Raw genomic sequence first — 25,203 nt, 5'->3', positions numbered from 1 at the left:
TCCTTTTACGCTTTGTTCTTTGAAATACCCGTATGAGCAGGAAAATCTGGATTAGGGGTCATTTCCCCGTCTTTGTATTGATAGATCATCTGTGGAACAAACTCACCATCATCGATATTACTGACGATCTGCCGACCGAAATCAGGCGTTTCCACTCGATACCAGTTTCCTTGGGGATAGGCAATCACTACGCAGGCATCCTTACATCTCCCGTTACAGCGTGTCCTCGTTGTATGGATTTTCAGATCCAGTCCTTTTGAAGCAATTTCATCGCGAATCGCTTGGGTTACTTCTTCCCCGCCCTTTTTCATGCAGCTGCTCCCATTACAAATCAACAGATGCGTATTTGTACCCGTCAAGTTCCAAGTAGTCATTTTCTTCCTCCTGAGTTCAGGGAAAAGGCAAAATAAAAAACCTTAACATAAGAGTCAAGGTTTAAAAAAACTATATGAATGAGGAGCCAAAGGCAAGCTTGCCAAACCCTCCCAAAATCGTCATAGTCCTTCTACCTTTCCCTCCGAAAAGTATCATGCAATTTTAAAAGCAGGTTTCCTGGCTTACGCTTCATTTTACTTTGTCCCTTCCCGGCATCATGCCAGTGGCTATCGACAATTTCATCAGCGTTTACAGTAGCGGGGGCTGCATCGGATTTTCACCGATTTCCCTATTATCCCTTGCTTATTCACACAAGGGCACTTTTAAAATGAAATATTTGGTTTTATTATACATTTCCAACTAACTTAATCTATCATATAACAACTTTGTCAAAATTCAATAGTTTATTCCGACTGTTTAGAAAAGTTTAAACGTGTAAAACCAGTTACAATCCTTTCCTCGCAACAAACTTCGACCAAAAAAAAAAGATAGTGTAGCTGGAATTATTTCTTTATGGTACACTATACGAGAATTTTCTAAATAATTACATAAGTTTCATGGTGTTGAATTTCTCGGAATTCAGCTTAAAAGGGAAGCCGGTGAAAATCCGGAGCGGTCCCGCCACTGTAAAGGGAAGTTCCATTACTTTAACTTTAATCCACTGTCAAATGAGATGGGAAGGATGTAATGGGATGATGAACCAAAGCCAGGAGACCTGCCATGAAGCGTGAAACTGTTTCAGCCTACGAGGATGGGCGTGCGGATCAGGCAGAATGGCCCAAGGTTGGTTCATGCTGCAAAATTCCTGTTCATTACGCACTTCTTTCCTTTGAGAGAAGTGCTTTTTAGTTTGGGCGCCGCTTTTCTTCTCAAGATTGATCAGAACAATTAAAAGTGTTGAAAGGAGAAAGAATGAAAAGAACCAATTGGAAAATTATTTATTTTGTCATTTTACTGCTTTTTGTCCCGAAACGGGCATTGGCCATGCATATCATGGAGGGCTTTTTACCCATAGAATGGGCTATATTCTGGTGGGCCGTGTCGCTTCCATTTTTAATCTTGGGGTACCGGTCCATTAGGTCCAAAGTAAGGGAAAACCCAGAAACAAAAATGATACTAGGCCTATCGGGCGCATTTGTATTTATATTATCGGCCCTAAAGATTCCTTCCGTTACGGGAAGTTCTTCGCACCCTACCGGAGTTGGTTTAGGTTCCATACTATTCGGACCATTGGCCATGAGTGTCGTCGGCTCCATCGTTCTGTTATTTCAAGCTGTTTTACTGGCACACGGAGGATTGACGACATTAGGGGCCAATGCATTCTCCATGGCCGTTTGCGGACCGTTCATTGCTTACTTTGTCTTCAAGGGCGCAACTAAATTGGGGTGGTCTTTTTCACTTGCCGTATTCTTGGCAGCTGCTTTTGGGGATTTGGGCACCTATGTAGTAACTTCCGTTCAACTTGCCCTTGCTTTCCCTTCCGAGGTTGGAGGATTCATGGCCTCTTTCAGTAAATTTGCAGGGATTTTTGCCCTGACCCAAATTCCCTTAGCGATCAGTGAGGGGTTATTGACAGTCGTCGTGATGAATTTCTTGAAAAAATACAATCTAGGCGAATTGAAATTGCTGCGAGTTTTATCTAAGGAGGCCCGTTAATATGAAAAAAAGTTTACTGCTGCTTTTCCTGGTCGTCATTCTTGCTACCATACCGTTGATCACCCAACAAGGAACGGAATTTGGCGGTGCCGATGGCGAAGCTGAGGAAGCCATCACTAAGATCCATCCGGAATACAAGCCATGGTTCAACAGTATTTGGGAGCCGCCAGGTGCAGAAACCGAAAGCTTATTATTTGCGCTGCAAGCTGCAATCGGAGCCGGTTTCATTGGATACTTCATTGGCGTGATGAGACAAAGGAATAAGCAAACCAAACAAGAAATTCCCAAAAAATCGAAGCATGTTACTCATTGATAAATATGCCTATTTCAATGGGCTAAAGGATGTACATCCGTTGGAAAAGATGGTTTTTGCACTCTCCCTTTTGCTTTTTTCGTTAACGGTAAGGGATATGGCCGTTTCGCTCATCACTTTTACGGTGATGAGCGCTTTAATCATTTTTGCGGCAAAAATCCCGCTTTCTTATTATCTTAAATTACTTCTATTACCAGGATTTTTTATACTATCGGGAACCATTACCATCCTTTTTTCTTTCACTGGTAAATCCACTTCGATTTCGAATATATGGTGGTCCTGGAAGATCGGGAATTGGCAAATATTCATCAGCGATGACAGCTTTGGTACGGTGGCCAATTTGGTCACTGTCGTATTCTGCAGCATCAGCTGTTTATATTTCCTTACCTTAACTACACCCATTACCGTCATCCTATCCGTGCTGAGAAAACTTAAAGTGCCTTCGTTATTGGTCGATTTAATAGAATTGACCTATCGATTCATCTTTATTTTTTTAGATACGGCATTGGCCATTCACCAATCACAAGCTTCACGGCTGGGGTATGGTTCGTTTAGGAAAGGCATTCGATCTCTCGGATTACTAATTTCATCATTATTTTTAGGAGTATTGCAGCGCTCTGGACAGTTGACGATGGCCATGAACGCAAGAGGCTATCAGGAGAACCTTTCCTATATCGAGGATACTTACACCTATTCCTCACGCAATTGGCTGATCGCGATTGTCATACTAGGAAGCTTAATCCTTATTAATGGATATTTGTAAATTGGAGGCAACCCAACAATGGACGAGCATATTTTTCATATAGAAGGCCTCACCCATCAATTCGCAGATGGAACCTTCGCTTTAAAAGGACTTTCGCTAACGATCCAACAAGGTAAAAAAATTGCATTATTAGGCAATAATGGTGCTGGCAAATCGACTTTATTTCTCCATTTAAATGGTCTATTACAACCTACTGAAGGAAAGATCAGATTTAAGGGCAAGAAAATGAAATATGACCGGAAAGCATTATTATCATTACGAAAGCAAGTCGGTATCGTTTTTCAAGATCCCGACTCTCAGCTCTTTTCCGCTAATGTACAACAGGATATATCGTTTGGACCAATGAATTTAGGATGGGATAGAATTGCAGTCCAGGAGAAAGTAAATTGGGCAATGGCTGAAACGGAAGTAACCGAACTAAAAGATAGACCTACCCATTTTTTGAGCCTTGGGCAAAAAAAACGGGTCGCCATCGCAGGGGTACTTGCCATGGAACCCGATGTCTGGCTCCTGGACGAGCCTACCGCTGGATTGGATCCTTATTTCTCAAGACAGATCATGAATCTGCTGGACAGTATTCACCACCCTGACAAAACGATAATCCTCTCAACTCATGATGTTAATTTAGCTTACCAATGGGCTGATGAGGTCGTGGTCATGAACGATGGTAAGGTCATATATCAAGGGGACCCTGTTTCCGTTTTCCATGATGAAGACGTTTTGCTGCAGGCACATCTGGAGAAACCGTGGGTTTTTGAAATGTTTCAAGCCCTTCTTCAATCAAGGAATCTTGCAGAAAGGGACCTTTTCCCAAGAACGAAGGAAGAATTGCTTCAAAATTTGGAGACAGAAAAGATTTATTAATTAATTATCCCCTAGCTTCGGCTTTCCTGAAGCTAGGGGATCTAACCGATATATCTTAAAAATAGCGGGCGATAATCCTTCCTAAAACAAAAATCCCAGTATTACTTTTCTTCCTTTTCTTTTGTAATCTCAATATCTCTTCCATTTACATCATCAATGACTGCCTTTATCTCGCCTTCCGCATAAGTATCCGAGACTTGTTCGTGGGTTCGAGCCAGTCCAGAAGATAAAGGATCTTCCCGTTTATAATCGCTGACATCATATATTCTCCCGGCAACTTCTGAAGATTCATTTTTTGATTGCTTGCTATCCATTTTTTCACTCCTAGTTTTTAAATTATCATTGCAGTATTATAGACAAAGGTATTTTGTGTAAAAAACGAAGCAATATTCAATAATGATGAAAAAAGGAGGAAAAAGACAAAAAGCTTACAAGTAAAAACCCCTTTCAAGGACTTACTTGTAAGCTTAATGAGAATTTAGGCTTCCTTCTTCACATCCACATTATCGGATGGGTCACCCCAACATTCCACATTCTTCAAACCTTTAATATTGTTCACATGGAAAACTGGATTTTTCCCACTTTTCTTTTGCTTTTGATAATCCGCCAGTGCAGCAAAAGCAATTTTCCCTAGCAATGCTATGGCAATCAGGTTGATAATGGCCATAAGGGCCATAAGCAAGTCAGCCAGTCCCCAAACAAAATCCAGTGAGGCAAGCGAACCGAATATCACCATCCCTACGACTGCGACACGATAGACATTCAGCCAAACCTTATTTTCATTGATGAAGCCGATGTTCGACTCTCCATAATAATAGTTGCCCACAATGGAGCTAAAGGCGAATAAAAGTACGATAATGGCAAGGAAAATTCCTGCCCAAGATCCCAATGCCGTTCCGAGGGCATTTTGGGTAAGGACGATACCGTCCGTTTCCTTCGATGTATAAAGACCGGAAAACAAAATGATGAAGGCTGTCGAGCTGCAAATGATGAGCGTATCGACAAAAACACCTAGAGACTGAATGAGCCCTTGTTTGACGGGATGACTGACATCAGCCGTTGCACCAGCATTTGGTGCACTACCCATCCCGGCTTCATTTGAAAATAGGCCGCGCTTGATTCCCTGCATCATGGCAGCTCCCAGTACTCCGCCAGCCACTTCTTTTATTCCATCGAATGCACTTTCAAAGATCAAAGCAAAAACACCAGGTAACTCGGTAATGTTCATGATGATGATAATCAACGCCACTATTACATAGGCTCCTGCCATGATCGGAACGATGACTTCAGAGACTTTTGCAACCATTTTGATCCCGCCAAAAATGATGACAGCCGTGACCATAGCCAAGATTATTGCCGTAACCCACTTTTCAATCCCAAACGATTCATTGAATGCGCTTGTAATCGTATTGGCTTGTACCGAGTTGAAAGCCAATCCAAATGTAAGCGAAATCAACACAGCGAAAGTGATTCCCATCCAACGGGCATTCAATGCCTTTTCCATATAATAAGCAGGACCGCCGCGGAATGCATCCCCATCCTTGACTTTATAGATTTGAGCAAGTGTACTTTCAATGAATGCGGAAGCAGATCCGATCAATGCTATTAACCACATCCAGAAAACGGCTCCAGGTCCGCCCGTCGTGATCGCGATGGCAACACCCGCAAGGTTACCCGTTCCTACCCGCGATGCCGTGCTTATGCAAAATGCCTGAAAGGATGTTACACCTTTTTTATCCGCAGTGGCCCCTTCTCCCAAAAGCCTGAACATTTCCCCTACCATTCTGAATTGGACAAACTTCGTGCGGATGCTAAAATAAAGACCCAATCCAACCAACATGATGATCAATATGGAAGACCATAACACACCATTAGCCTCACTAATAAATTTTTCTAAGAATTCCATTAAAACAAACCCCTCTACTTAACTCTGATTATTATTATAAAAACATATACAACTATAATTTATTTCCCCGTGCATCGAGAAGATAAACAAAAGAAGCCCGTAAAAAAAAGGAAATTCCACAATGAATCTTCAATACAATAATATATTATATCCTAACACTCCATTTTTTTCATTCATGAATTGGTGGAATCAATCGAAAAATAAAATATATCAGTATCATTTCCTATAGATAATAATCATACTTCCTCACTTCATTTAACACTTCAACGTTAATTATACTCATATTCCAAACACATCTTGGATATAGCACATAAAAGCCTCACACGTCCTGATTCCAGGTAAACGTGCGAGGCTTATTTGCATTCCTCTGCTCTATCTTATATTTGCTATAAGTCTCAATTTTGCTAAATGGTTAGAATACCTTGTGAAAACATCTTTCTTAATTCTTTTTTATCTATTTTTCCAGTAGGCGTTAATGGGAACTTATCAAGAAAATAGGCAATTTTAGGAACCATATACTTAGAGGTCCTTTGTTTGCAGAAATCCATTAATTCCTCACTAGTACAGCTCAATCCTTCATGCAATGCTATCACGACACACACTACTTCTCCCCAATCTGGATGGGGAACGCCAATGCATGCGCTCAATGCAACAGAAGGGTGCTGGTTCACCACTCGCTCCACTTCTGAAGAATATACGTTCATCCCGCCTGTAATGATCATATCTTTCTTCCTGTCTACAATATAAAGGTAACCGCTTTCATCCCATTTACCAATATCCCCCGTGTAGAACCAGCCATCACGGATGTATTCACGGGTAAGATCCGGTCTTTGATAATATCCAACCATCATGGCTGGTGACTTTACGATGATTTCTCCAAACTCGGTTGGTTTTACATCATTTCCATTCTCATCAATCAGTCGAACTTCGGTAAGGATGCACGGTTTTCCACAGCTTTTCAAAACTTCCGGATTATTATGATAAGCCCATACATGAGCGCTCTTCGATAGTCTTGAAATGACAATATTACATTCTGTCATGCCGTATTGCTGGCGCATGATAGGCCCGAATACTTCAAAAGCTTCTTTTAGGCGCTTCTGTGAAATAGGTGACGCACCGTAGAAGATATTGCGCATGGAGCTCATATCATATTCCATCTTCTTGGTCTGATCAAGTAGCCTGTATAACATGGTCGGTACCATGAATGTCGTCGTAATTTTGTGTTCCTTTATCGCCTGTATGAATGCTGCAGCGTCGAATGAGCCCATCACATAAACATGGACGCCCGAAACAAGGGATCTCCAAAGTAGTGAACCGGCTGAATGCACAATGGGCGTACTTAGCAATACCCGGTCACGGTCGTCCAGCGGGTCTTCGATAGCTGCAGAAAGTATCGCGGCGCCGAGTCCTTTCTGGGAATGCATGACGCCTTTGGGTGTACCCGTCGTCCCTCCTGTATAGGACAGAAGGGCAATGTCATCTTCTTCAGCTATTGGCAAGTCTACATTATTTTTTTCACCAGGCCATTTAAACAGTTCAAACTCCTCCGGATAATTACTATTAAAGCCAGGGAGCCCAATGACATGGACATCCTCCTTCTTCATTTCTTCCAAATACTCTAAGAAGGTGTCAAAGTGTGTCTGTGTAGCAATTATGACCACTTCTGGTTTTGCTTCCTTTAAAATGAATTGTATTTCTCGTTTCCCCAGTTTTTCACTTAATGGCACCAAGGTAGCCCCGCATTGCTGGACGGCCAAACCAAACATCACACTTTCCAAACTGTTTGGAATGATGGTCGCTATGCGGACGCCCCTTCCTGCACCTAAACGCAGTAAATAAGAAGTGATAAGTTCTGTTTTCTTCCATAACTCGTCGTAGGTTATCGTTTCTCCGTTTGGCAACAAGGTAATAGCCGGCAGGTCACCGAATCGTTTCATTCCTTTATTCATCAGTGACTGAAATGTCAACTTATGCAGCATGAATTTTTTCCTCCCCCGAAAAAGTTTTCACCCTTTTAATAGTGCTTTGGCAATTGTATTTTTTTGAATCTCTGAGGTTCCGCTCAGAATCCGATACATCCGTGCACTCCTGTACATTTTTTCTACTGGATGCCCTTTTGCCAAGCCTTTGGAGCCAAAGATTTGGATGGCCTTGTCAGCAACACGGCTATTTACCTCTGAAGCAAACAGCTTGGCCATGGACGTACCGGCCCGATCCTCTTTTCCCTGATCAATTTTATCAACCACATCATAGACCATGCATTTTGCTGCATAGATTTCCGTCGCCATATCTGCTAGCATATGCTGAATTGCCTGGAAGTCACCGATGGGCCGGCCATACTGGACTCGCGTTTTGGCATGTTCAATAGATAAATCGAGTAGGTGTTGAGCCATTCCGATGAAGCCGGCGGCATGGGAAGCGCGATTTGTGTTTATTCTTTTTAATCCGAGCAGCAATCCTTTTCCTGGTTCACCGATTATATTGGCGGCAGGCACTCGACATTGATTGAAATTCAATTCAGCATGTATGCGCTCTCCTGATAGGGGAACTTGGATGTCTCCTAGTTCAAACCCCGGCTGTTGGGGTGTTTTTTTATCAACTAGGAAAGCAGTGATCCTTTCTTTTTCTCCTTTCCGGATTTCTTTCGCTATGACAATGGCGAAATCAGCATAGGGTGCAGCACTGATAAAATGTTTTTTTCCGTTTAATATATAATCATTGCCGTCTTTAACGGCTGTTGTTTCGATAGCGAAGGCATCCGATCCGGCATTTGGTTCTGTAAGGGCAAAGCAGCAACTCACTTCTCCCGTCACAACGGGCATCACATATTTTTCTATTTGCTCCGGTGTAAAACTTTCCAACATCTGACCAATTCTTAGCGGCCCGCCAATTTCCCCTATAACCTGCCCCCATAAAACCGCACCGGAACGTGCCAATTCTTCCTTGAACATGCATAATCCTTTTAAGCTTACATCTTGTCCGCCATATTTTTCAGGGAGGTTAATTCCGTAAAAGCCCAATTCCCTGGATCGTTTCCTTGCCCATTTTATGGCTTCCATCGGAATATCCTCTTCAGCATTCAAGCCATTCTCCTGTTCATATGGAAGCAGTTCATTTTGGATGAAATCCTGCAACTTTGTTTGAAGTACCTCTAATTTCTCTTCCTGGGTCGTAACCATAAGTTTCCCCTTTCGCTTTTTATTTTCATCTTACTTTTTAAATATTTGAAATGTTATAAAATTAATTTTAAATGTAAATAATATTTAAGTAAAATAAGGATATATGATGTAAATATAAAAAAAAATGATGTAAACAAAAAAATATTAGTTCCCTATCATCATAGGAAACTAATATTTAAGAGTGGTGTAAAATTCGAGACATTTAATAAACTCCCTGGCAGCTTTTGAAAAATACTGCTTCTTAGAGCGAACGTAACCGAATTCCATTGTATTATTTTCCAGCTCCACCAAAGGAATGGCCACAAGTTCCCCGCTTAGGAAATAGGGGTCGCTGTTAACTCCGATATCATAAGAAAAGGCAATCGCTAATCCCTCAGCGACGGTTTTTTTGATGATTTCTGTATTATTTGTGAAAAACAAAATATTCATCTCACCGTAATGATCAAAAAAACCTTTAATGAACGACTTCATTCTTGGTCCATTGTAAATGACCAAATTTTGGTCCATCAGCTCTTGTGGGGTTATGCTTTTACGGTTCACTAAAGGGGAGTTCTTACTGACCATCACAATCACTTTTGCTTCCATCAAAGGTTGGAATTCCAACTCAATTTCTTTTGGTTTAACCTTTGGGATATTCAATAGCCCGATGTCTATCTTACCATTCCGTACTTCTTCGGTTATCTCTTGCCCCCCTTTTTCTTCAATGACAATTTTCACTTCGGGATACTTCTTCTTAAATAAGGCCAAGGATTTAGGCAAAACCGTTAGAAATAAACCTTGTGTTGATGAAAGGCGCAACTCTTTTTCCATCGTATCTGAATGTATTTGGGCACTGTCTCTTATTTCTTCCAATTTGCTTAATACTTCAAGAGCTTTCTGGATGATTTCCTTTCCGTCTTCTGTAGGTATGGTTCCTAACCTTGACCGCTTGAAGATTTTTATACCTAATTCCTTCTCCAAACTCGTAATGGCCATACTGATTCCAGATTGAGAGATATGGAGGCTTTCTGATGCCGTGGAAATCGAGTTAACCTCGGCTACCTTGATGATATATTCCAATTGTTCAATATTCATGGTTTATTCTCCTTCTAGCCTATTACTACTATCATACCTCGAACAGAAAGCCCTTTCAATTTTAGAGAAGTGGAATCAGAACACCTCAAGCTGTATTCTCAAAAGCAGAATCCAGTTTTAAACAATGGTAGATGTTTTTTCGTATTCTTTAGCGGGTTGTGCCTGATTATTTTTAATGGATACGGCAACAATCGTTCCCAATAACGCTATTATCACCAAAAACAGGAAAGCGGCATTATAGGAGTCATTAAACAGACTGATAATCAAACCGAGGGCTAAAGGAGAAACCGCACCTGCAATTTGACCGGCGAAAGTTACGAGTCCGGAGGCAGAGCCCGTTAGTTCCTTTGGTGAGTATTTTATGATGATCGTATATAGAACGGTTCCAAAGAAAGACAGTGCTACGGAGTTGAGGGTGAGATACGTGATGATAAGTCCTATAGACGTGGCGTTAGACATTAAAAAGAGAAAAATTGCCGATAATAAAGCGCCTGCAGCGGCAAGATACTTCTCCCGGTTAGCCATATGTTTATCCAGAAGCCACCCGCTTACATTAAACATCAAGAAACCAAAAATATAAGGGATTGCCAATAAACCTCCGGCGGCTATTAAATCCACTCCTTTTTCTTTAACCAAATATATAGGCATCCAAGTGATCAAACCATAGTTGATAATATTTGATATAAACTTGAATGTTATGAGTTTCCAAATATTTTCGATTTTAAATAACAGTTTCAGAGCAACCTTTTTTTGTTTCGGTTTGTCTTTTTTAACCTCTTGATTTCCTTGAGGCTTGAGAATGAACCAAATTCCGAAAGAAGCCAATATCCCTAGAATTCCGGCAATGGTAAACATGCCCCGCCAACCGAATGCCACCACCATTGAAGCAGCAAGTGCAGTACCTAATATCCCGCCAATATTTTGGGCAGACAGGAAAAACGAATTTGCCCGGCCCCGTTCTTCTTCCGGGAAGTTATCTCTTATAGTGGACATACTGGCAGGATAGAAAGGCCCTTCACCTAACCCGAACAGAAAACGGATGAATAATAAAGACATAAATGACCAAGCAAACCCAGTCATTACAGTGAACAAGGACCAACTAAACAAAGAAACAGTAACCATGACCCTGGCGCCATACTTATCGGTCATCCATCCACCAAGCGGTTGCATGAGTGAGTAGCTAACAAAAAATATACTAATTAAAATACCTGTCTGGGACGTAGTGAGATGAAACTCTTCTGCAATAGGAATAATCCCTACATTTATGGCAACGCGATCAAAAAAACTTAAAATCATTCCAACAAATAAAAGGCCGCTAATCATTATTTTTCGTTTATTACTTGCATATAACTGCATTCCCCATCACCCCATTTTTTCATATTTTCACAAAACCTCAATCGCATAGGAAGCGCTTATAATTCCTTTCGAATTACAAAACTTGAAATTTTCTTTTTACGGTTATTGACTTTTGTTCTGTAACTATTAGGAGCGTTTTATAAAAAATAAAAACGAAACAGGATGCCTACAGGAATAATTAATACATTCAAACCCACGAGACTGCTAAGTAGACTCGTGGGTAACCGATCCATCCTGGTTTCAGAATATGAAGTGGTTGATTATCATGGAGTTACGATATTAACCTTTGGTTGGAATTGATCCAGCAAAGTCAGGAAGTCTTCAAACTGTTTTTTATCACCGGAAATCACAACTTTGCCGGCTGCTTCCATTTTGGATAAATCTTCACGTCCCAGAGCAATCTGATAGAATGTCATTTTATCTAATGTTAATGTTGCATCAGGGGTGGACGCCATTTTCCCTTTTTTGAAGTTCAAAACAGAATTATTCAGATCGATCGTGTAATTGGTTTTCGAATCAGTAAATGTTAAATGGAATGCCATATTTTTATTTTCCGCTTTTATTCCGTTTAATTTAATGGACAAGAATTTCAGGAAATCATCCATTGGCATATTGAGCAGCGTATCGAGATTCATCATTCCACCACTTCCCTTCGAGTCCGCCACGCCGTTCCTTAACTCATCTGCGCCGGTAAGATAGAAATTACGCCACACAGAAGATTCTGCTGTGTATCCTAATTGCTCATAAGCTTGAGCCAGTAAATTTTTTGCTTCTGTATTTTTGGGGTTAGCCATGACTACATGCTTTAAGACTTGAGCCACCCAGCGATATTCCCCTTTTTTATAATCAAGTTTTGCCTGTTTAATGACCTTCTTTTCTCCACCCATATATTGTACATATTTAGCGCCCGATTCCTCTTGTGGTAATGGATCCAAGTCGGATGGATTACCGTTGAAATATCCTAAGTAAAAGTTGTAAACCGCCTTTACGTTATGTTTCAATGTTCCGTAATACCCCCGATTGGCCCAGACTTTATCCAACTTTTCAGGAAGCTTTAACTTTTCCGCGATTTCGTCAGGTGTGAGACCTAAATTAGCTAATCGTATGGTTTGGTCATGAATATATTTGTACAAATCACGCTGACTCTCCAACTGCTCCAAAACATTGTCCCTTCCCCATATGGGCCATGTATGGGCCGTAACCATAGCATCTATATCCTCGTTTCCAAACAGATCAACTGTTTCATCAAGTGCTTTCACCCATTTTAAGGTATCTCTGGTTTTAGCTCCCCTTAATGTATAAATATTGTGTAACGTGTGCCCGGTGTTTTCCGCTACCACTAAAGTTTTGTAATCATTGATATAATAATGCATTTCAGATGGAGCTTCCGAATCCGGCGTCAATAAAAATTTAAATGTTATTCCGTCTATTTCCATCGTTTGAATATCATCCTTCACTTCCATTGTTGGAGGTAAATAGCTAAAAGTTCCGTTACTTAATCCAGGGCCAATACCAGAAGTAACAAATCCCCTTTCATTTGCGGGTAAGAGATTTCCAAACATATAACCTGCACGGCGAGACATTATATTGCCTAAAAGAATGTTTTCACTTAGCGCTTCTTCGTTAAAACCTGCTGGGACAATAACCGGTACCTTAGCTGGATTTACAGCATATTGAGCAATGCCTTTTATACCACCAAAGTGATCCGCATGACTGTGACTAATGACAATTGCACTTACTGGGGATTTAGGCCGATGTTCAAAATAAAGCTCCATGGCTGCTTTGGCTGTTTCAATAGTAGAAAGTGTATCCAAAACTATTAATCCTGTTTTTCCTTCCACAATGGTAAGCACTGATAAATCCTGGCCCCGAACTTGATAAACGCCATCCACCACTTTAAACAAGCCTGTTATATTTTGTAACTGAGCCTGTCTCCACAAGCTTGGGTTTACAGTAAAGCTTGCCGGCTGATCTTCTTTGATGAATGAATATCGATTACTATCCCATACCACGTCACCTTTTGAATTTTTAATGGGATTCATATTCAAAGGCGCAATGAATCCTTTATGTGCATTCTTGAAATCTTCCTTGTCTGTAAAATTCAACTGTTCATAAACAGCCTTATTTGCTGAGATTGTTGCATCTGTTGCCGGCATTGGCTTATCTGAAGCAGCATTTGTAACAGAAGAAGAACCTGCCAGTAAAACAAAAACAATGGGAACGGTTACAATTCCTTTTATAAAAGATATTTTGGACATTTCATACCCCTTTCTAAGTAGATATCATGTATCTATTCCGAATTTTGCAGCAGAAACTTTCTCATTTTTTAGAAATTTTTTAGAATAATATGAATTTATTTTATAATTAATTTGACTTTAAGTATATTTCCTATTTTTAATGGTAACTTCAATTTTATTTATATAAAGGCTATGTTAAATTCTAATGTTGATATTTGACCATTAGAAAACCGCCTTGGTGAAAAGGCGGTTCATTGAGCTATCGTCCCCGTAGTTAAATACATTAGTTGTGTCTGTTTTATTGAGTGTCTGCGTCGCTTTTGTTCTCCAAAAATCACCTGGCTGACAATCCAAAGTCTTACATATCCGTTAATCATTTATTTTTTGACATTATATCTGGGGCATTTTTTAATGGCTTTTGAAGTGCGTCCACAACGGCTGCGATGATACTTGTTGCTAAAATACCCATTAGACATAATGATGTAGGACCCGCTGCATCATCACTACCCGTGACTTTAGCAAGCACCCTTAAGCTTACTATTCCTAACAAAATGAGGAAAATGACTGTAAAAGTACATTTCTTTATAATCTTCAAAGATTTAAGGGATAATTCAGAGAAAGCATTGTTCTTTTCGATGTAGGTTAATAGTTTATATGCTTGATACAACGCAACAGAAAACGCAATACAGAATCCGTATGCACATACTAAAAAGGGGATTAGGAAGTAAGCCGTATCTGGATGTACCCTTGCATCTCTAACGGCTATCTCAGGCAACCAGATACACAAAGCAAGCACTGCAATTCCAGCCAGAAAAATAATTACCTTTAAGAAAGTCGTTGAACCTCGTTTAACATTCATTCAAAACACCTCACTTATTTAATGACAACATGATTTTAGCATATTATTTATTGTATTACAGTAAATTTATATTGTTTTTATTTATATTATTATTGTTATTGAAATATCTTTTTAATTTTGACAAAAATAAAAAGCACTTCTCATTACAAAGAAATGCTCTTACTTTAAAATGTTAAATTTACAACTTGTTCAACAAAACTGCCCGTTTAGATTTATGTGGTCTTCTGGTGCATTGAAGAGGTGTGTTTGTGAGGTCGTTGAAGGTTTGATGGCAGGCTTTACAGCGGTAACACTGCTGTATTTTCACCTCTCCTGTTTTGATAACGTATTTACCAAATCGCACAACAAAATGGCTGTCGCAATGTGGGCAGACAAGACTAGCTTTATGATTTTGTACCTGGATTTCATCAATTGCACGAATAGGAGCCGACATCGGTTTCGTTCGAGACTGCAAGAATTATACAAGTTGCTGTTTACCGCTTTCATTTAATGCTTCGGCGAGCTTCTTTATTTCCTTTAACTCCACGCTATATCATCTCCGAACCATCATTATATCTTTTATTATGCCCATTAATCCCTTTGTTTGTCTAACCGAAGGCTTAACAACCAAATTCAAAATGCCCCTCCCGATAGACAAGAGCTTTTATAATCAATGCGGTATATTCATTTTACCATGACTTTTGCTTGCTGCCGGGGCTACGCCGTTAACCACGAAACTGAAAATGCTGCCAATTATAAGTGTGAACAAAGGCAGCGTCCCATCCTTATTGAAGAAAATCAACAAATTTAGACACTCCTATTTTATTAAAACGCTTGTTTTTCCTGACTAGCCATAAATTTCTTGCCATATTTATTCTGTATATATCCACTTCCCGTAAAAAGCCTTGCTCCAATTCTCTGGCCACTGTCAACCTTGGCAAAATGCTGATTCCAAGTCCAGCTTCAACCGCACTTTTTATCGCTTGTGTGCTGCCAATCTCCATGTAGCTTTCAATTTTTTCTAAAATCCCATGCTCCCTTAGCATATTTTCAACGATAAGCCGTGTTCCGGAAATGGATTCACGCCAAATCATCCTTTCATTTCCCAATTCCTCTAGCTGAATTTCTTTTCTTTCTTTCCATGGGTGGTCGGATGGACATACCAATATCAATTCGTCTTCGGCGAACTTGTCTACAATAAAATCTGTGTTTTCCACAAGTCCTTCCACCAAGGCCAAATCAATGACATCGTTTGAAAGATCCTCCAAAACCCGGGGCGTATTTTTTATCGTCAATGTCACTTTTATTTCTGGCTGTTGTTTTTTGAATCTCCCAAGCAAGCTAGGCAACAAATACTCGCCGATAGTCAAGGAAGCCCCTACAATGAGATTTGCATGGTATTTACCCGTCGATTGCTGAATCACTTCTTTTGAATGGTTGAAGTCATTTACTATGGCTTTAGCAAAAGGGTATAACAGCTTTCCTGCTTCTGTAACTCTCAGCCTTCCTTCCTCACGGTCGAATAACAAAGTGTTATAATAATTTTCCAGTTGATGGATCTGCCGTGTTACAGCGGGCTGAGATAGGAAACTTAACCTCGCTGCCTGGCTTATACTTCCTTCATCCACCACTAAACAAAACATTTTCAGATTTTCCAATTTCAAGAAAACGACCTCCATGTTTTTAGATAGTTTATTAAAATGATAGCATCATTAGGTAAATGGTGAAATGAAAATAGTGAGATACATTCTAAGGCTATTCAATTATTGGCGGCATTCTTTATAAAACGGATGAATCTTCTGGGTATAACGTTTTGTTATACCCGATGATTTTGTTGCAATTTACCCAGCCCTTTTTCTTTGATATGTTAATGATAAGAATTAAACAAAGCATGCAAAGGAAGTGACTGATGTCAATGAAAGGACAATGGAAAACTCTATTCCAATTATTTTGGACCTTTTTTAAAATAGCACCTGTCACATTCGGAGGCGGGTTTGCGATGATCCCTTTAATCGAAAATGAAGTGGTCGAAAAGAGAAAATGGATGAAAAGCGAAGAAGTTACGGATGTTTTTGCTTTATCTCAGTCCGTACCGGGAGCTGTCGCCATTAACTCCGCCACCTTTATCGGCCATCGAATTGCCGGAATGAAGGGGGCAATGGCAGCCATGATCGGTGTTTCATTACCTACCTTTTTAATTGTTCTGCTCCTGGGCATTGTGTATTTTTTCATTCAGGATAATCCGAAGGTAGAATCTGCATTCATATCGATCAGAGTTTCCATAGTAGCCATCATTGCATATGCGGCTATCAAGATAGGAAAATCGGCAGTTGTAGACAAATCAACTTTCTGTATTTTAATAGTAGGAATTCCCGTCCTCTTCTTTCTTCACCCTGTGATGGTTATATTAGCAGGAGCTCTAGCGGGTATTGTGACCATCTCCATTAAGAGAAAATTAGGTTACGATGTCAAAATGGACAAAAAGGATAGGAAAATAGAAGAAAATGATTTCGAACCGTTCATGGGTGCTGGCATATAGGTAAATCAAAATAGGGTCTAACTAATTTTTAAGAAAGCATGTGATGGAATGATGGAATTGTGGGAGTTGTTTAGCACCTTCTTTATTATCGGCTTTGTATCTTTCGGAGGCGGATACGCCATGATTCCCGTAATAGAATCGGAAGTCTCACAGCATGGATGGATGACAACGCAGGAATTCACCGATATAATCGCCATTTCCGGAATGTCCCCAGGACCTGTCACCGCCAATAGTGCCATTCTTGTTGGCTATTCGACTGCTGGGTTAGCAGGAGCCATATCATCTGCTCTAGGAATCTTGCTTCCTGCCATTATATTCGTAACCGTTATAGCCACATTTTTCAGCAAATTGAATCATTATCCAGTTGTTCAATCCATGTTTTATGGATTAAGACCGATTGTCACTAGTTTGATCATCTTTGCAGCGATCAGTTTAGCACTTTCCAATCATATGATAGCCGTGAACTTTTCATGGCATACGATAAGCTTATTACTCGTTTTTGGTTTATCGTTATTTGCCCTAATGAAATTACGCTGGCATCCAGCCTATGTAATTATTCTTTCCGGTTTAGTTGGTGTTGTCCTCTATTCATGACAGTTGTCTCACACACAACCATCATTAATTTGGACCGGAATTAAGCAGAAAAATTGAAAAATGATTGATACTATATAAGTGCGAGAAAACTTTATTATGTTTATGTATTTACCATACAGAAAACACCCTGCATCCAATGATTCAGGGTGTTCAGACTGTAGACAAACTCAATGAAATTTTAGGGGTTCGTTTTAACTTTTAGTTCTTCGATCCATCATTTCCCGGCTGCAACCGTGGAAAACCAATCAGGATGGCAAGGACGCCACAAATTCCAATCAGGATTGGGTAATATGAATATGGCAAGATGCTTATCGGTGAAATCTTTGCTACCCCTGCTGCAACAAGCAGTTGTGCTCCATATGGGATCAACCCTTGGATACAACATGCAAAAATGTCAAGGACGCTCGCCGATTTCCGCGGATCAATCCCATATTTTTCAGCAATATTTTTGGCAAGTGGCCCAGCAATGATAATTGAAATCGTGTTATTTGCCGTTGAAAGGTTCGTCAAACCAACAAGCCCCGCAATGCTGAATTCCGCCCCTTTTTTCGATTTGCTATTTCGCGTCACAAGGTGGAGTAGAAAATCGATACCACCATTATGTTTGATTACAGCTACCATACCTGCAATTAAAATGGCAAGGAAGGAAATTTCATACATTCCAGCCATTCCTTCTCCAACTTTTTGGATGACACCCAACGGTTGATAACTTCCATCCGCCAACCCGATAATTCCGGCAAATACGATTCCGATCGAAAGGACCAAGAACACATTGACTCCTGCCAATGCAGTGACCAATACGCAAAGATAAGGAAGAATCTTCACCCAATCATAAGACTGTTGGGAAATGTCAGCTTGTTCACCCATCGTTAAAATTCCTAGGATGGCACATGTGATGATGGCTGCAGGTAAAACGATGAAAAAATTCACTTTAAACTTATCCTTCATTTTCGTTCCCTGAGTTCGGACTGCAGCGATTGTCGTATCTGAAATGAATGAAAGATTATCCCCAAACATCGCACCACCAATAACGGCCGCCATTGAAAGGGCAAGCGAAATATCTGTTTGCTCACTAATTCCAACCCCGATAGGTGCCAGGGCAACAATCGTTCCCATGCTTGTCCCCATGGATAGTGAAATAAAACAAGCGATGATGAAAATTCCTACCATTAATAGATTTTGGGGAAAAACAGCTAAGGCAAGATTCACTGTTGATTCAACTGCCCCCATACCATTGGCAACTTCGGAAAAAGCTCCGGCTAAAAGGAAAATGATTACCATTAACATAATATTGGCGTCACCGGCACCTTTACAGAAGATATCAACCTTTTCATTGAATGTCTCTTTCCGATTCATCGCCAATGCAGCTGCCGATGCAATGGATATCGCTACAATCACCGGAAATGAATAAAAATCTTTAGTGATGATTCCGGATCCAATAAATAAAATTAAAAATACGACAAATGGGATCAATGCCCATGGATTCCCTTTATTGTTTGCACTCATGATGTACACCTCTTTTTATTTTTCCCGCGACATGTGTCACAGCTCTTATTCTTTTAACAGTTTTCGCAAATAACTCCAATTTGAACCTACCTGATTATCCAGTCATGGAGCTGTAGCAAAAAACTGGCATAAAAAAGACCCCTTCTATTTAACAACAAGAAGAGGTCTTTTAATTTATAAAAAACACCCTCCTTATCTTTCAGGCGAAAATCAGCCTGCTGGATTTGGCACAGCACTCCATTTAAGTCCGCTGCCGAGACATCTTCGGGCCAGTCCCTCCGTCTCTCTTGATAAGAAGATTACATTATATAATTTATCTAAAATTACGATGCCTGCCAGAAAAGTGCCACGCTGGAAACTTGCCTGAGTTCGTGACATCGAAAGTCGTTTTGAAAAGCAAATATAACAGTACAGCATTTTGTCTATTTTCGCAAGGGGTAATTTTTAAAGTGTTTCACATGTACTCCTTACTGTTCATTAAGAGAATCTAAGTTGATTGGAGCGGGTGTGCGAGACTTCTGCGGAAAAAGCGAGTGCCTGGAGGCAACGTCAAATTGTACAAACCATAAAAAAATGTAGACAAACTCGATTTTCATCAAGTTGTCTACATTCTAAGAGATCTAATGAACTCTCAGCAAATTTGTTGGATTAGGTTAGGTGAATTATTTTTAGTCGAGTTTACATCTGTCGATACTTCAAATGCTTCCATCTGTTCCGAATCGAATGACTTTAAATACTGTTGCAGATATGCAGGATCATTAGTGGAAGGATTCAACCAATCCTTTTCATCTTCTGGTTTTAGGATGACAGGCATGCGGTCATGAATGCTGGTCATTAGCTCATTAGGCACAGTTGTTATAACGGAGCACGAATAGATGCTGATGCCTTCAGGAGATTTCCAGGATTCCCAGAGACCGGCCATTCCAAATGGTGCATGATTCTTCAGTTTTATTCGCATCGGTATTTTTCTTTCTGGTGTCTTCTTCCATTCATAAAAAGAGTCAGCGATTATCAAGCATCTCTTCTTCTTATACGCATTCCTGAAGCTTGCTTTCTCAGCAATGGTTTCCGCTCTGGCATTGATCATTTTGTAGCCCGCTTTTTCGTCTTTTGCCCAGAAAGGAATGAGTCCCCACCGAAGATATCCAAGCCGATTCCTTACCCCGTCATTAATGACGGAGAGCACGGATTGGGAGGGAGCAATATTGTAGCTGAATTGGTATTCCTCATCAAATGACCCTTGAATATCAAACCGTTCTTTTATTTCTTCTATGTCAGTGAAAAGGGTGAAACGTCCACACATAATATCGCCACCGTATTAAGATTTATTACAGTGTATCAAATGGAACGGGCAGTCACAAATCAGCGTTCTAAAATCCTGATATCAGTAAATGGTTGATTAAATAATTCGCTGGAAATCAAAAGAGTGCCAAGGACTTCTCTTTCATCTTCAGCTTTAATGATTTCCGACAAAATTAAGGTACTGCCATTCCTGACCGTTACTTTATATTCATTCATGGAATCCCTCCTCAAAAGGCTAGATGGTTGTTATTATAAACCAAAAACCCACAAGTATCAGTATTGAACTTAGCAGAGTCATGGAAAATCTACTTCCCTTTATTCTTTAAATGGTTAGTCGAACGAAGCAATGCCTTGGACCATGAATCCTTGTGAAGGAGGCGCAAAAAACTGTCCATGAATGATTCATGGACAGTCTGGGCGCTTTAAAGGTTTTTCGCTTCAATACTGAAGATAACATTAAGGAAAGCACCAACAGTCGATACGAAAAGAAACGCTCTTTCTGGGAAGACCGAATTGGAGTTGCCGCCATCCCATGTCCATTATTTAAAATGCAGCAAAACCTCATTTATTAAATGCCCTGCCAATGTAACGGTCTTATTATTTTCGTCCAATGAAGGGTTCACTTCAGAGATATCAAATGAGAGGATCTTTTCATTCGATACGATATGCCTAATAATGGCACGGACCAATTTCGGATCCAGTCCAAACGGCGATGGTGCACTTACCCCAGGTGCGTAGGCTGAATCAATAACATCCGTACATAATGTAAGCATGATATAGTCATTTTCCTTAGCGAATTCATTTATCCTCCGCTTCGTTTCATCCATTTCGTATAATGACAAATCTTCTTCCAATATGTAGTCGACCTTACTCCTCTCTGCAGTTTCAAACAGTGCCTTCGTATTCCCCTGCTTCTGAATTCCGACACATAAATAGCCACAACTTTGATCTTCGTCCAAAATCTGCTTAAACATCGTTCCAGATGAAGTTTCATTTTCATAAGGTCTCATATCAAAGTGAGCATCAATATTAATAATCCCTAGTCTAGCTTTTGGTCCAATGGATTTCCTAATCCCAAGATAATGGCCATACAAGGTTTCGTGACCTCCCCCAAGTATGATAGGAATCGCGTTACTCTCCAAAATCCGGGCAACAGCTGATCCCAGTTGAGATTGGGCGGCTTCCATATCTGTACTTTCACATATTACATCGCCAGCATCCACCAGCTCGGTTTGGGAAGGTAAATGACAGGGTAATTTTGCCAACGACTGCCTAATATGATCAGGACCCTCGGCAGCACCAACCCTGCCTTTATTCCTTTTGACTCCTTCATCACATTTAAAACCAATGAGTCCAAAAGTTCGGGATGCATTGGAAGAGGTGGCTAATTCCGAAATTGGTGCCAAGCGCACTCTTTGGTGATATCTGAAGCTGTCTAGGTCAGTTTGGGAATCAATTCTTCCATTCCAATATTTTAAAGTCGGGTGAGTATACATAATTTCTCCTTTATTTTAAAAATTCCGAAATATCTTTCTTAAAAATTATAATGGAGATAATGTATAATTACCAATACAAAAATTTAATATTTCTATAGAAGGTATAACCGCTTTCAGCGTGCATTTATGATATTGACAGATATATCTGTTGGAGAATATCTTTCTCGTATCCGTTTGACATTGCTGCTCAAGCCAGTAGATTTAGCAAGAGATAATCGATTTTGCCTATAAATAAAATCCACAAAAAGCCCAATTTCTCGGTGTTGTAAGCGAGAAATTGGGCTTTGGCATCATATAATATCAACATTTAACAGAAGGCTCAACCTTAAGATGTTCTTACTAAACTTTAGTATCAATTTTCAGTTACTGCCCCCTTATATGACCTAGTGACAAAGGGCTTTGCCATAAACCGCAAAGCATCATGATTTCAATGATTCTCTTAATTCGAATGCTCTTCTTTAAATCTAATGAATTATAGTATTTCTATATAACCTTCTGTTCCATTTACTCGAATACGTTGCCCATCTTTTATCAGCTTGGTGGCATTTACCACACCGACAACGGCAGGTAAGCCATATTCACGTGCGATGACTGCTCCATGGGTCATCAGCCCGCCAACTTCGGTGACTAGTCCTTTTATGGATACAAATAATGGTGTCCAGCTAGGATCGGTGAAGGTTGTAACCAGTATATCTCCATCTTCTAGATCTGCATCTTCCATGTTTAAGATGACGCGTGCTCTGCCCTCTATAATTCCGGAAGAAACCGGTAGACCTACAATAGCTTCGGCCATGAGATTGTCTCGTTTATACTCCCCTACAATGATTTCACCATCAGACGTGATAACACGTGGTGGAGTAAGTTTTTCATATAATCTGTACTCGTCTTTTCGTTTGCTGATCATCTGGTAATCTAGTTTATTTTTGCGTACGACTTCGTGAAGTTCTTCTAAAGTGAGATAATATATATCTTCTTTTGCATGAATAACGTTGGCTTGTACGAGTTGTTCGGCTTCTTTGAGTAAAGCCTGCTTATAAACGAAGTAGCGGTTAACCATGCCGTATTTTGGATATTCCCGATAACCGATGAAATTCCGGATTAGGCTGATCATTCGTTTTGTTTCTTTGACTTTTTGTTCACCATCCGGTAATTGCTTCAATCGATCTAATATCTCTAGTTCTTTTTTCAAAGCTTCCTGTCGCCCTTGCTCAAATTTCAGATTGCTAGCATTAGGCTCAAAGTTTTTGATATTACTAAGAATCACGGGGACAAGTGTAGTTGGTTTTTCGCTCCAACGAGTTTTAGTAATATCGATTTCTCCAGCACATCGCATTCCGTATTTGCCGAGATAATCATAGATAGCATCCTGGGTTTCCTGACCACCATCAAACTTAACTAGTTCATCCATAAAATTATCATCTTTTACTTGTTGTAAATAATCAATTACTTTTGGATAAGGACGTATCACATCTGCAACATCCAATAGCTCCAGACCCATTTCTGAAGTAATATTGTTTGGTACAGATTGAGAAAGCGTGTCGGCCGCGTTTTTTTCTCCTAACCACTTATTCATTTTTTCATTGATCCATGATGATGCATCTATAGCAGCCATAAACACAGCTGAACTTTGTGGGTCAAATAAAATCTTCTTTAATACCTGGATATCTTCCAGAATAAAATCAAATAACTCCAATCCTGATTTCGTTTGGATGTTTTGTTTTAATTCTTCTATCGATGTTTGACTACGTTTAATCAAATCAGAAACGATTGTCGGGTCGTTTTCAATTTGTGCCCTAGAATCCGCAGACGACACACTTTTATTGCTTTTACCGGAACTCTGTTCTTGCTTATTATTTGGTAAAGGTTTTATGAAATCTCCTCGCTCTATTATGTTAATGAGTGCGTCTTTCATAAGCGGGTCGTGTTGTCCCATGGCCTCTACTAACATTTTTCTGCTTTCAGGTGAAGCCACCATATGTGTGACATCAACAAACAACCTTCCGCCAGCTTTACGCATGGGTGCAGGAGTCGTTAACAGCCAAAAAGATAATCCCAATGGTTTCATGGCGTCAGTCATCATTTGTTGATGACCGACAGATACATAGACGTGATTCTCTTGATCATTCGCTTCAGGGATGGGGTATAAAGTAGTGATTGGACGGCTCTGGACAATATAAAATGTATCATCAGCCAAACACCATTCGATATCTTGCGGACAGCCAAAATGCGCTTCAAGCTTTCTGCCGATCCTTTCAAGCTCCAACACTTGCTCATCTGACAGGGTCGATAAAACCTGCTGCCCCGGCTCAATTTCCTTTTCCATCGTTCCGCCTTCTTTTCCTGCATATATAGCCAACTTTTTGGTAGAAATCTTCTTCTCCACAATCCTACCTTCTTGAACTTTATAATTGTCCGCAGACACTAAGCCAGAGACAAGTGCCTCACCCAGCCCAAAGCTAGCATCGATCGAAAGCACCTTGCGGTTTGAGGAAACTGGATCAGCTGTAAATAGTATTCCGGAAGCTTGTGGAAAAATCATCCTTTGAATAACAACAGACAGATAAACCTTGCGATGGTCAAATCCGTTTTGCATTCGGTAAATCACAGCACGATCAGTAAATAGTGAAGCCCAGCACTTACTAATATGTTGTAAAATTGCATCTTTTCCTTTGATGTTTAGATAGGTATCCTGTTGACCTGCAAAGGACGCAAATGGAAGATCTTCGGCTGTAGCGCTAGAACGAACAGCATATGCATGCTCGAAGCCAAAAGTTAAGAGACATCGGTCGATATCTTCTTCGATCCCCTTGTCGATCTCAATTCCCTCAATCAGATCACGAATCTTCCTGCTAATTTCACTTATTCTTCTTCGTTCGTCCACTTTTTGTACTGCAAGCTGATCGAGTAATTGATGAAGCTCATCATTTTCCCCAATGACTCTTTTAAATGCCTCAGTGGTAACACAAAATCCTTCTGGTACAAGAATTCCATCTATCCTCGAGCATTCGCCCAAATTCATCCCTTTGCCACCGACCACCATTTGTTTCGTTTTGTCGATCTCCCGAAACTCCAGTACATATGGTTTCATTTCTTTCCCTCCCATTTATCGCTCAATACCAAGACAACCATATGACAAAAATTGTTCATGTGGTCAACCATTCACGCTGTCCAGTCGTTCTTGCTCCTACTGAAGTTCCATGTTCCT

At 40.2% G+C, this 25,203-nt stretch carries 22 protein-coding genes, 1 pseudogene and 3 riboswitches; of the genes and pseudogenes, 7 read left to right on the top strand and 16 right to left on the bottom strand.

Annotated elements, in window-relative coordinates; genetic code table 11:
• Positions 1–5: 5 nt before the first annotated feature.
• Entirely contained in the window at positions 6–374 is a 369-nt protein-coding gene (locus MHB45_RS08425) for a (2Fe-2S) ferredoxin domain-containing protein (protein ID WP_048678453.1), read from the bottom strand.
• Between the two features lie 151 nt (positions 375–525).
• Positions 526–715: riboswitch (cobalamin riboswitch) on the bottom strand.
• A 201-nt stretch (positions 716–916) separates the two neighbouring features.
• Positions 917–1,112: riboswitch (cobalamin riboswitch) on the top strand.
• On the opposite strand from MHB45_RS08425, the gene MHB45_RS08420 reads away from it, so the two are divergent.
• The 5 genes from MHB45_RS08420 (at position 1,096) to MHB45_RS08400 (ending at position 3,971) form a co-directional block, all read left to right on the top strand.
• Complete coding sequence (locus MHB45_RS08420) at positions 1,096–1,224, top strand: hypothetical protein (RefSeq protein WP_260088844.1); 129 nt, start codon at positions 1,096–1,098, stop codon at positions 1,222–1,224. It overlaps the preceding riboswitch by 17 nt.
• 63 nt (positions 1,225–1,287) lie before the next feature.
• A complete protein-coding gene (locus tag MHB45_RS08415; RefSeq protein WP_048679235.1) occupies positions 1,288–2,031 on the top strand; it encodes an energy-coupling factor ABC transporter permease in 744 nt (247 codons plus the stop codon).
• A gap of 1 nt (position 2,032) precedes the next feature.
• A complete protein-coding gene (locus tag MHB45_RS08410; protein ID WP_048679232.1) occupies positions 2,033–2,344 on the top strand; it encodes an energy-coupling factor ABC transporter substrate-binding protein in 312 nt (103 codons plus the stop codon).
• The gene (gene cbiQ, locus MHB45_RS08405) at positions 2,331–3,107 is read left to right on the top strand and encodes a cobalt ECF transporter T component CbiQ (protein ID WP_048679229.1); all 777 of its coding nucleotides are present in this window, start codon (positions 2,331–2,333) and stop codon (positions 3,105–3,107) included. Before MHB45_RS08410 ends, cbiQ begins: the two co-directional genes overlap by 14 nt.
• A gap of 18 nt (positions 3,108–3,125) precedes the next feature.
• A complete protein-coding gene (locus MHB45_RS08400; protein ID WP_048679226.1) occupies positions 3,126–3,971 on the top strand; it encodes an energy-coupling factor ABC transporter ATP-binding protein in 846 nt (281 codons plus the stop codon).
• 101 nt (positions 3,972–4,072) lie between these two features.
• On the opposite strand, the gene MHB45_RS08395 is transcribed toward MHB45_RS08400, so the two are convergent.
• The 10 genes and pseudogenes from MHB45_RS08395 to MHB45_RS08350 form a co-directional block, all read right to left on the bottom strand.
• Positions 4,073–4,285 (bottom strand): YozQ family protein, encoded by a 213-nt coding sequence (locus MHB45_RS08395; RefSeq protein WP_048679223.1) that lies wholly within the window; start codon positions 4,283–4,285, stop codon positions 4,073–4,075.
• Positions 4,286–4,449: 164 nt separating this feature from the next.
• Entirely contained in the window at positions 4,450–5,877 is a 1,428-nt protein-coding gene (locus tag MHB45_RS08390; protein WP_034312526.1) for an alanine/glycine:cation symporter family protein, read from the bottom strand.
• 404 nt (positions 5,878–6,281) lie between these two features.
• Positions 6,282–7,856, bottom strand: coding sequence for a class I adenylate-forming enzyme family protein (locus tag MHB45_RS08385; RefSeq protein ID WP_340907648.1), 1,575 nt, complete (start codon positions 7,854–7,856; stop codon positions 6,282–6,284).
• A gap of 27 nt (positions 7,857–7,883) precedes the next feature.
• The gene (locus MHB45_RS08380; RefSeq protein ID WP_048679217.1) at positions 7,884–9,056 is read right to left on the bottom strand and encodes an acyl-CoA dehydrogenase family protein; all 1,173 of its coding nucleotides are present in this window, start codon (positions 9,054–9,056) and stop codon (positions 7,884–7,886) included.
• A 168-nt stretch (positions 9,057–9,224) separates the two neighbouring features.
• Positions 9,225–10,130 carry a LysR family transcriptional regulator gene (locus MHB45_RS08375; RefSeq protein ID WP_048679214.1) on the bottom strand — a complete coding sequence of 302 codons (906 nt, stop codon included), beginning with the start codon at positions 10,128–10,130 and terminating at the stop codon, positions 9,225–9,227.
• 117 nt (positions 10,131–10,247) lie between these two features.
• Complete coding sequence (locus MHB45_RS08370) at positions 10,248–11,486, bottom strand: MFS transporter (RefSeq protein ID WP_048679211.1); 1,239 nt, start codon at positions 11,484–11,486, stop codon at positions 10,248–10,250.
• Between the two features lie 263 nt (positions 11,487–11,749).
• Positions 11,750–13,744: an alkyl/aryl-sulfatase gene (locus MHB45_RS08365; RefSeq protein WP_202186679.1), complete on the bottom strand. Its 1,995-nt coding sequence runs from the start codon at positions 13,742–13,744 to the stop codon at positions 11,750–11,752.
• A gap of 352 nt (positions 13,745–14,096) precedes the next feature.
• Complete coding sequence (locus MHB45_RS08360) at positions 14,097–14,582, bottom strand: DUF2975 domain-containing protein (protein WP_048679206.1); 486 nt, start codon at positions 14,580–14,582, stop codon at positions 14,097–14,099.
• 214 nt (positions 14,583–14,796) lie between these two features.
• Positions 14,797–15,108: pseudogene (locus tag MHB45_RS08355) on the bottom strand (transposase); the annotation flags it as partial.
• 238 nt (positions 15,109–15,346) lie between these two features.
• Positions 15,347–16,225 carry a LysR family transcriptional regulator gene (locus tag MHB45_RS08350; protein ID WP_048679202.1) on the bottom strand — a complete coding sequence of 293 codons (879 nt, stop codon included), beginning with the start codon at positions 16,223–16,225 and terminating at the stop codon, positions 15,347–15,349.
• 245 nt (positions 16,226–16,470) lie between these two features.
• On the opposite strand from MHB45_RS08350, the gene MHB45_RS08345 reads away from it, so the two are divergent.
• Together MHB45_RS08345 and MHB45_RS08340 are read left to right on the top strand one after the other, a co-directional pair.
• On the top strand, positions 16,471–17,100 hold the full coding sequence (locus MHB45_RS08345) for a chromate transporter (RefSeq protein WP_226990397.1): 630 nt from the start codon (positions 16,471–16,473) through the stop codon (positions 17,098–17,100).
• A gap of 48 nt (positions 17,101–17,148) precedes the next feature.
• Positions 17,149–17,694, top strand: a complete 546-nt coding sequence (locus tag MHB45_RS08340) for a chromate transporter (protein ID WP_226990396.1) — start codon at positions 17,149–17,151, stop codon at positions 17,692–17,694.
• A gap of 198 nt (positions 17,695–17,892) precedes the next feature.
• Here the strand turns inward: MHB45_RS08340 and MHB45_RS08335 are convergent, their stop codons facing one another.
• From MHB45_RS08335 to ppsA, 5 genes are all read right to left on the bottom strand, one after another.
• A complete protein-coding gene (locus MHB45_RS08335; protein ID WP_048679199.1) occupies positions 17,893–19,200 on the bottom strand; it encodes a Na+/H+ antiporter NhaC family protein in 1,308 nt (435 codons plus the stop codon).
• 189 nt (positions 19,201–19,389) lie between these two features.
• A riboswitch (SAM riboswitch) is annotated at positions 19,390–19,497 on the bottom strand.
• Positions 19,498–19,831: 334 nt separating this feature from the next.
• Positions 19,832–20,503 carry an SOS response-associated peptidase gene (locus MHB45_RS08330; RefSeq protein ID WP_048679198.1) on the bottom strand — a complete coding sequence of 224 codons (672 nt, stop codon included), beginning with the start codon at positions 20,501–20,503 and terminating at the stop codon, positions 19,832–19,834.
• A gap of 59 nt (positions 20,504–20,562) precedes the next feature.
• Complete coding sequence (locus MHB45_RS08325; protein ID WP_153246094.1) at positions 20,563–20,718, bottom strand: hypothetical protein; 156 nt, start codon at positions 20,716–20,718, stop codon at positions 20,563–20,565.
• A gap of 323 nt (positions 20,719–21,041) precedes the next feature.
• Positions 21,042–21,998: a formimidoylglutamase gene (gene hutG / locus MHB45_RS08320; protein ID WP_048679195.1), complete on the bottom strand. Its 957-nt coding sequence runs from the start codon at positions 21,996–21,998 to the stop codon at positions 21,042–21,044.
• A 472-nt stretch (positions 21,999–22,470) separates the two neighbouring features.
• Entirely contained in the window at positions 22,471–25,086 is a 2,616-nt protein-coding gene (gene ppsA, locus MHB45_RS08315; protein ID WP_072272891.1) for a phosphoenolpyruvate synthase, read from the bottom strand.
• Positions 25,087–25,203: the final 117 nt, after the last annotated feature.

Source organism: Peribacillus sp. FSL K6-5616, assembly GCF_038008245.1.
GTDB lineage: Bacteria > Bacillota > Bacilli > Bacillales > DSM-1321 > Peribacillus > Peribacillus frigoritolerans.
This window is presented reverse-complemented; position numbering and strand designations above follow the sequence as displayed.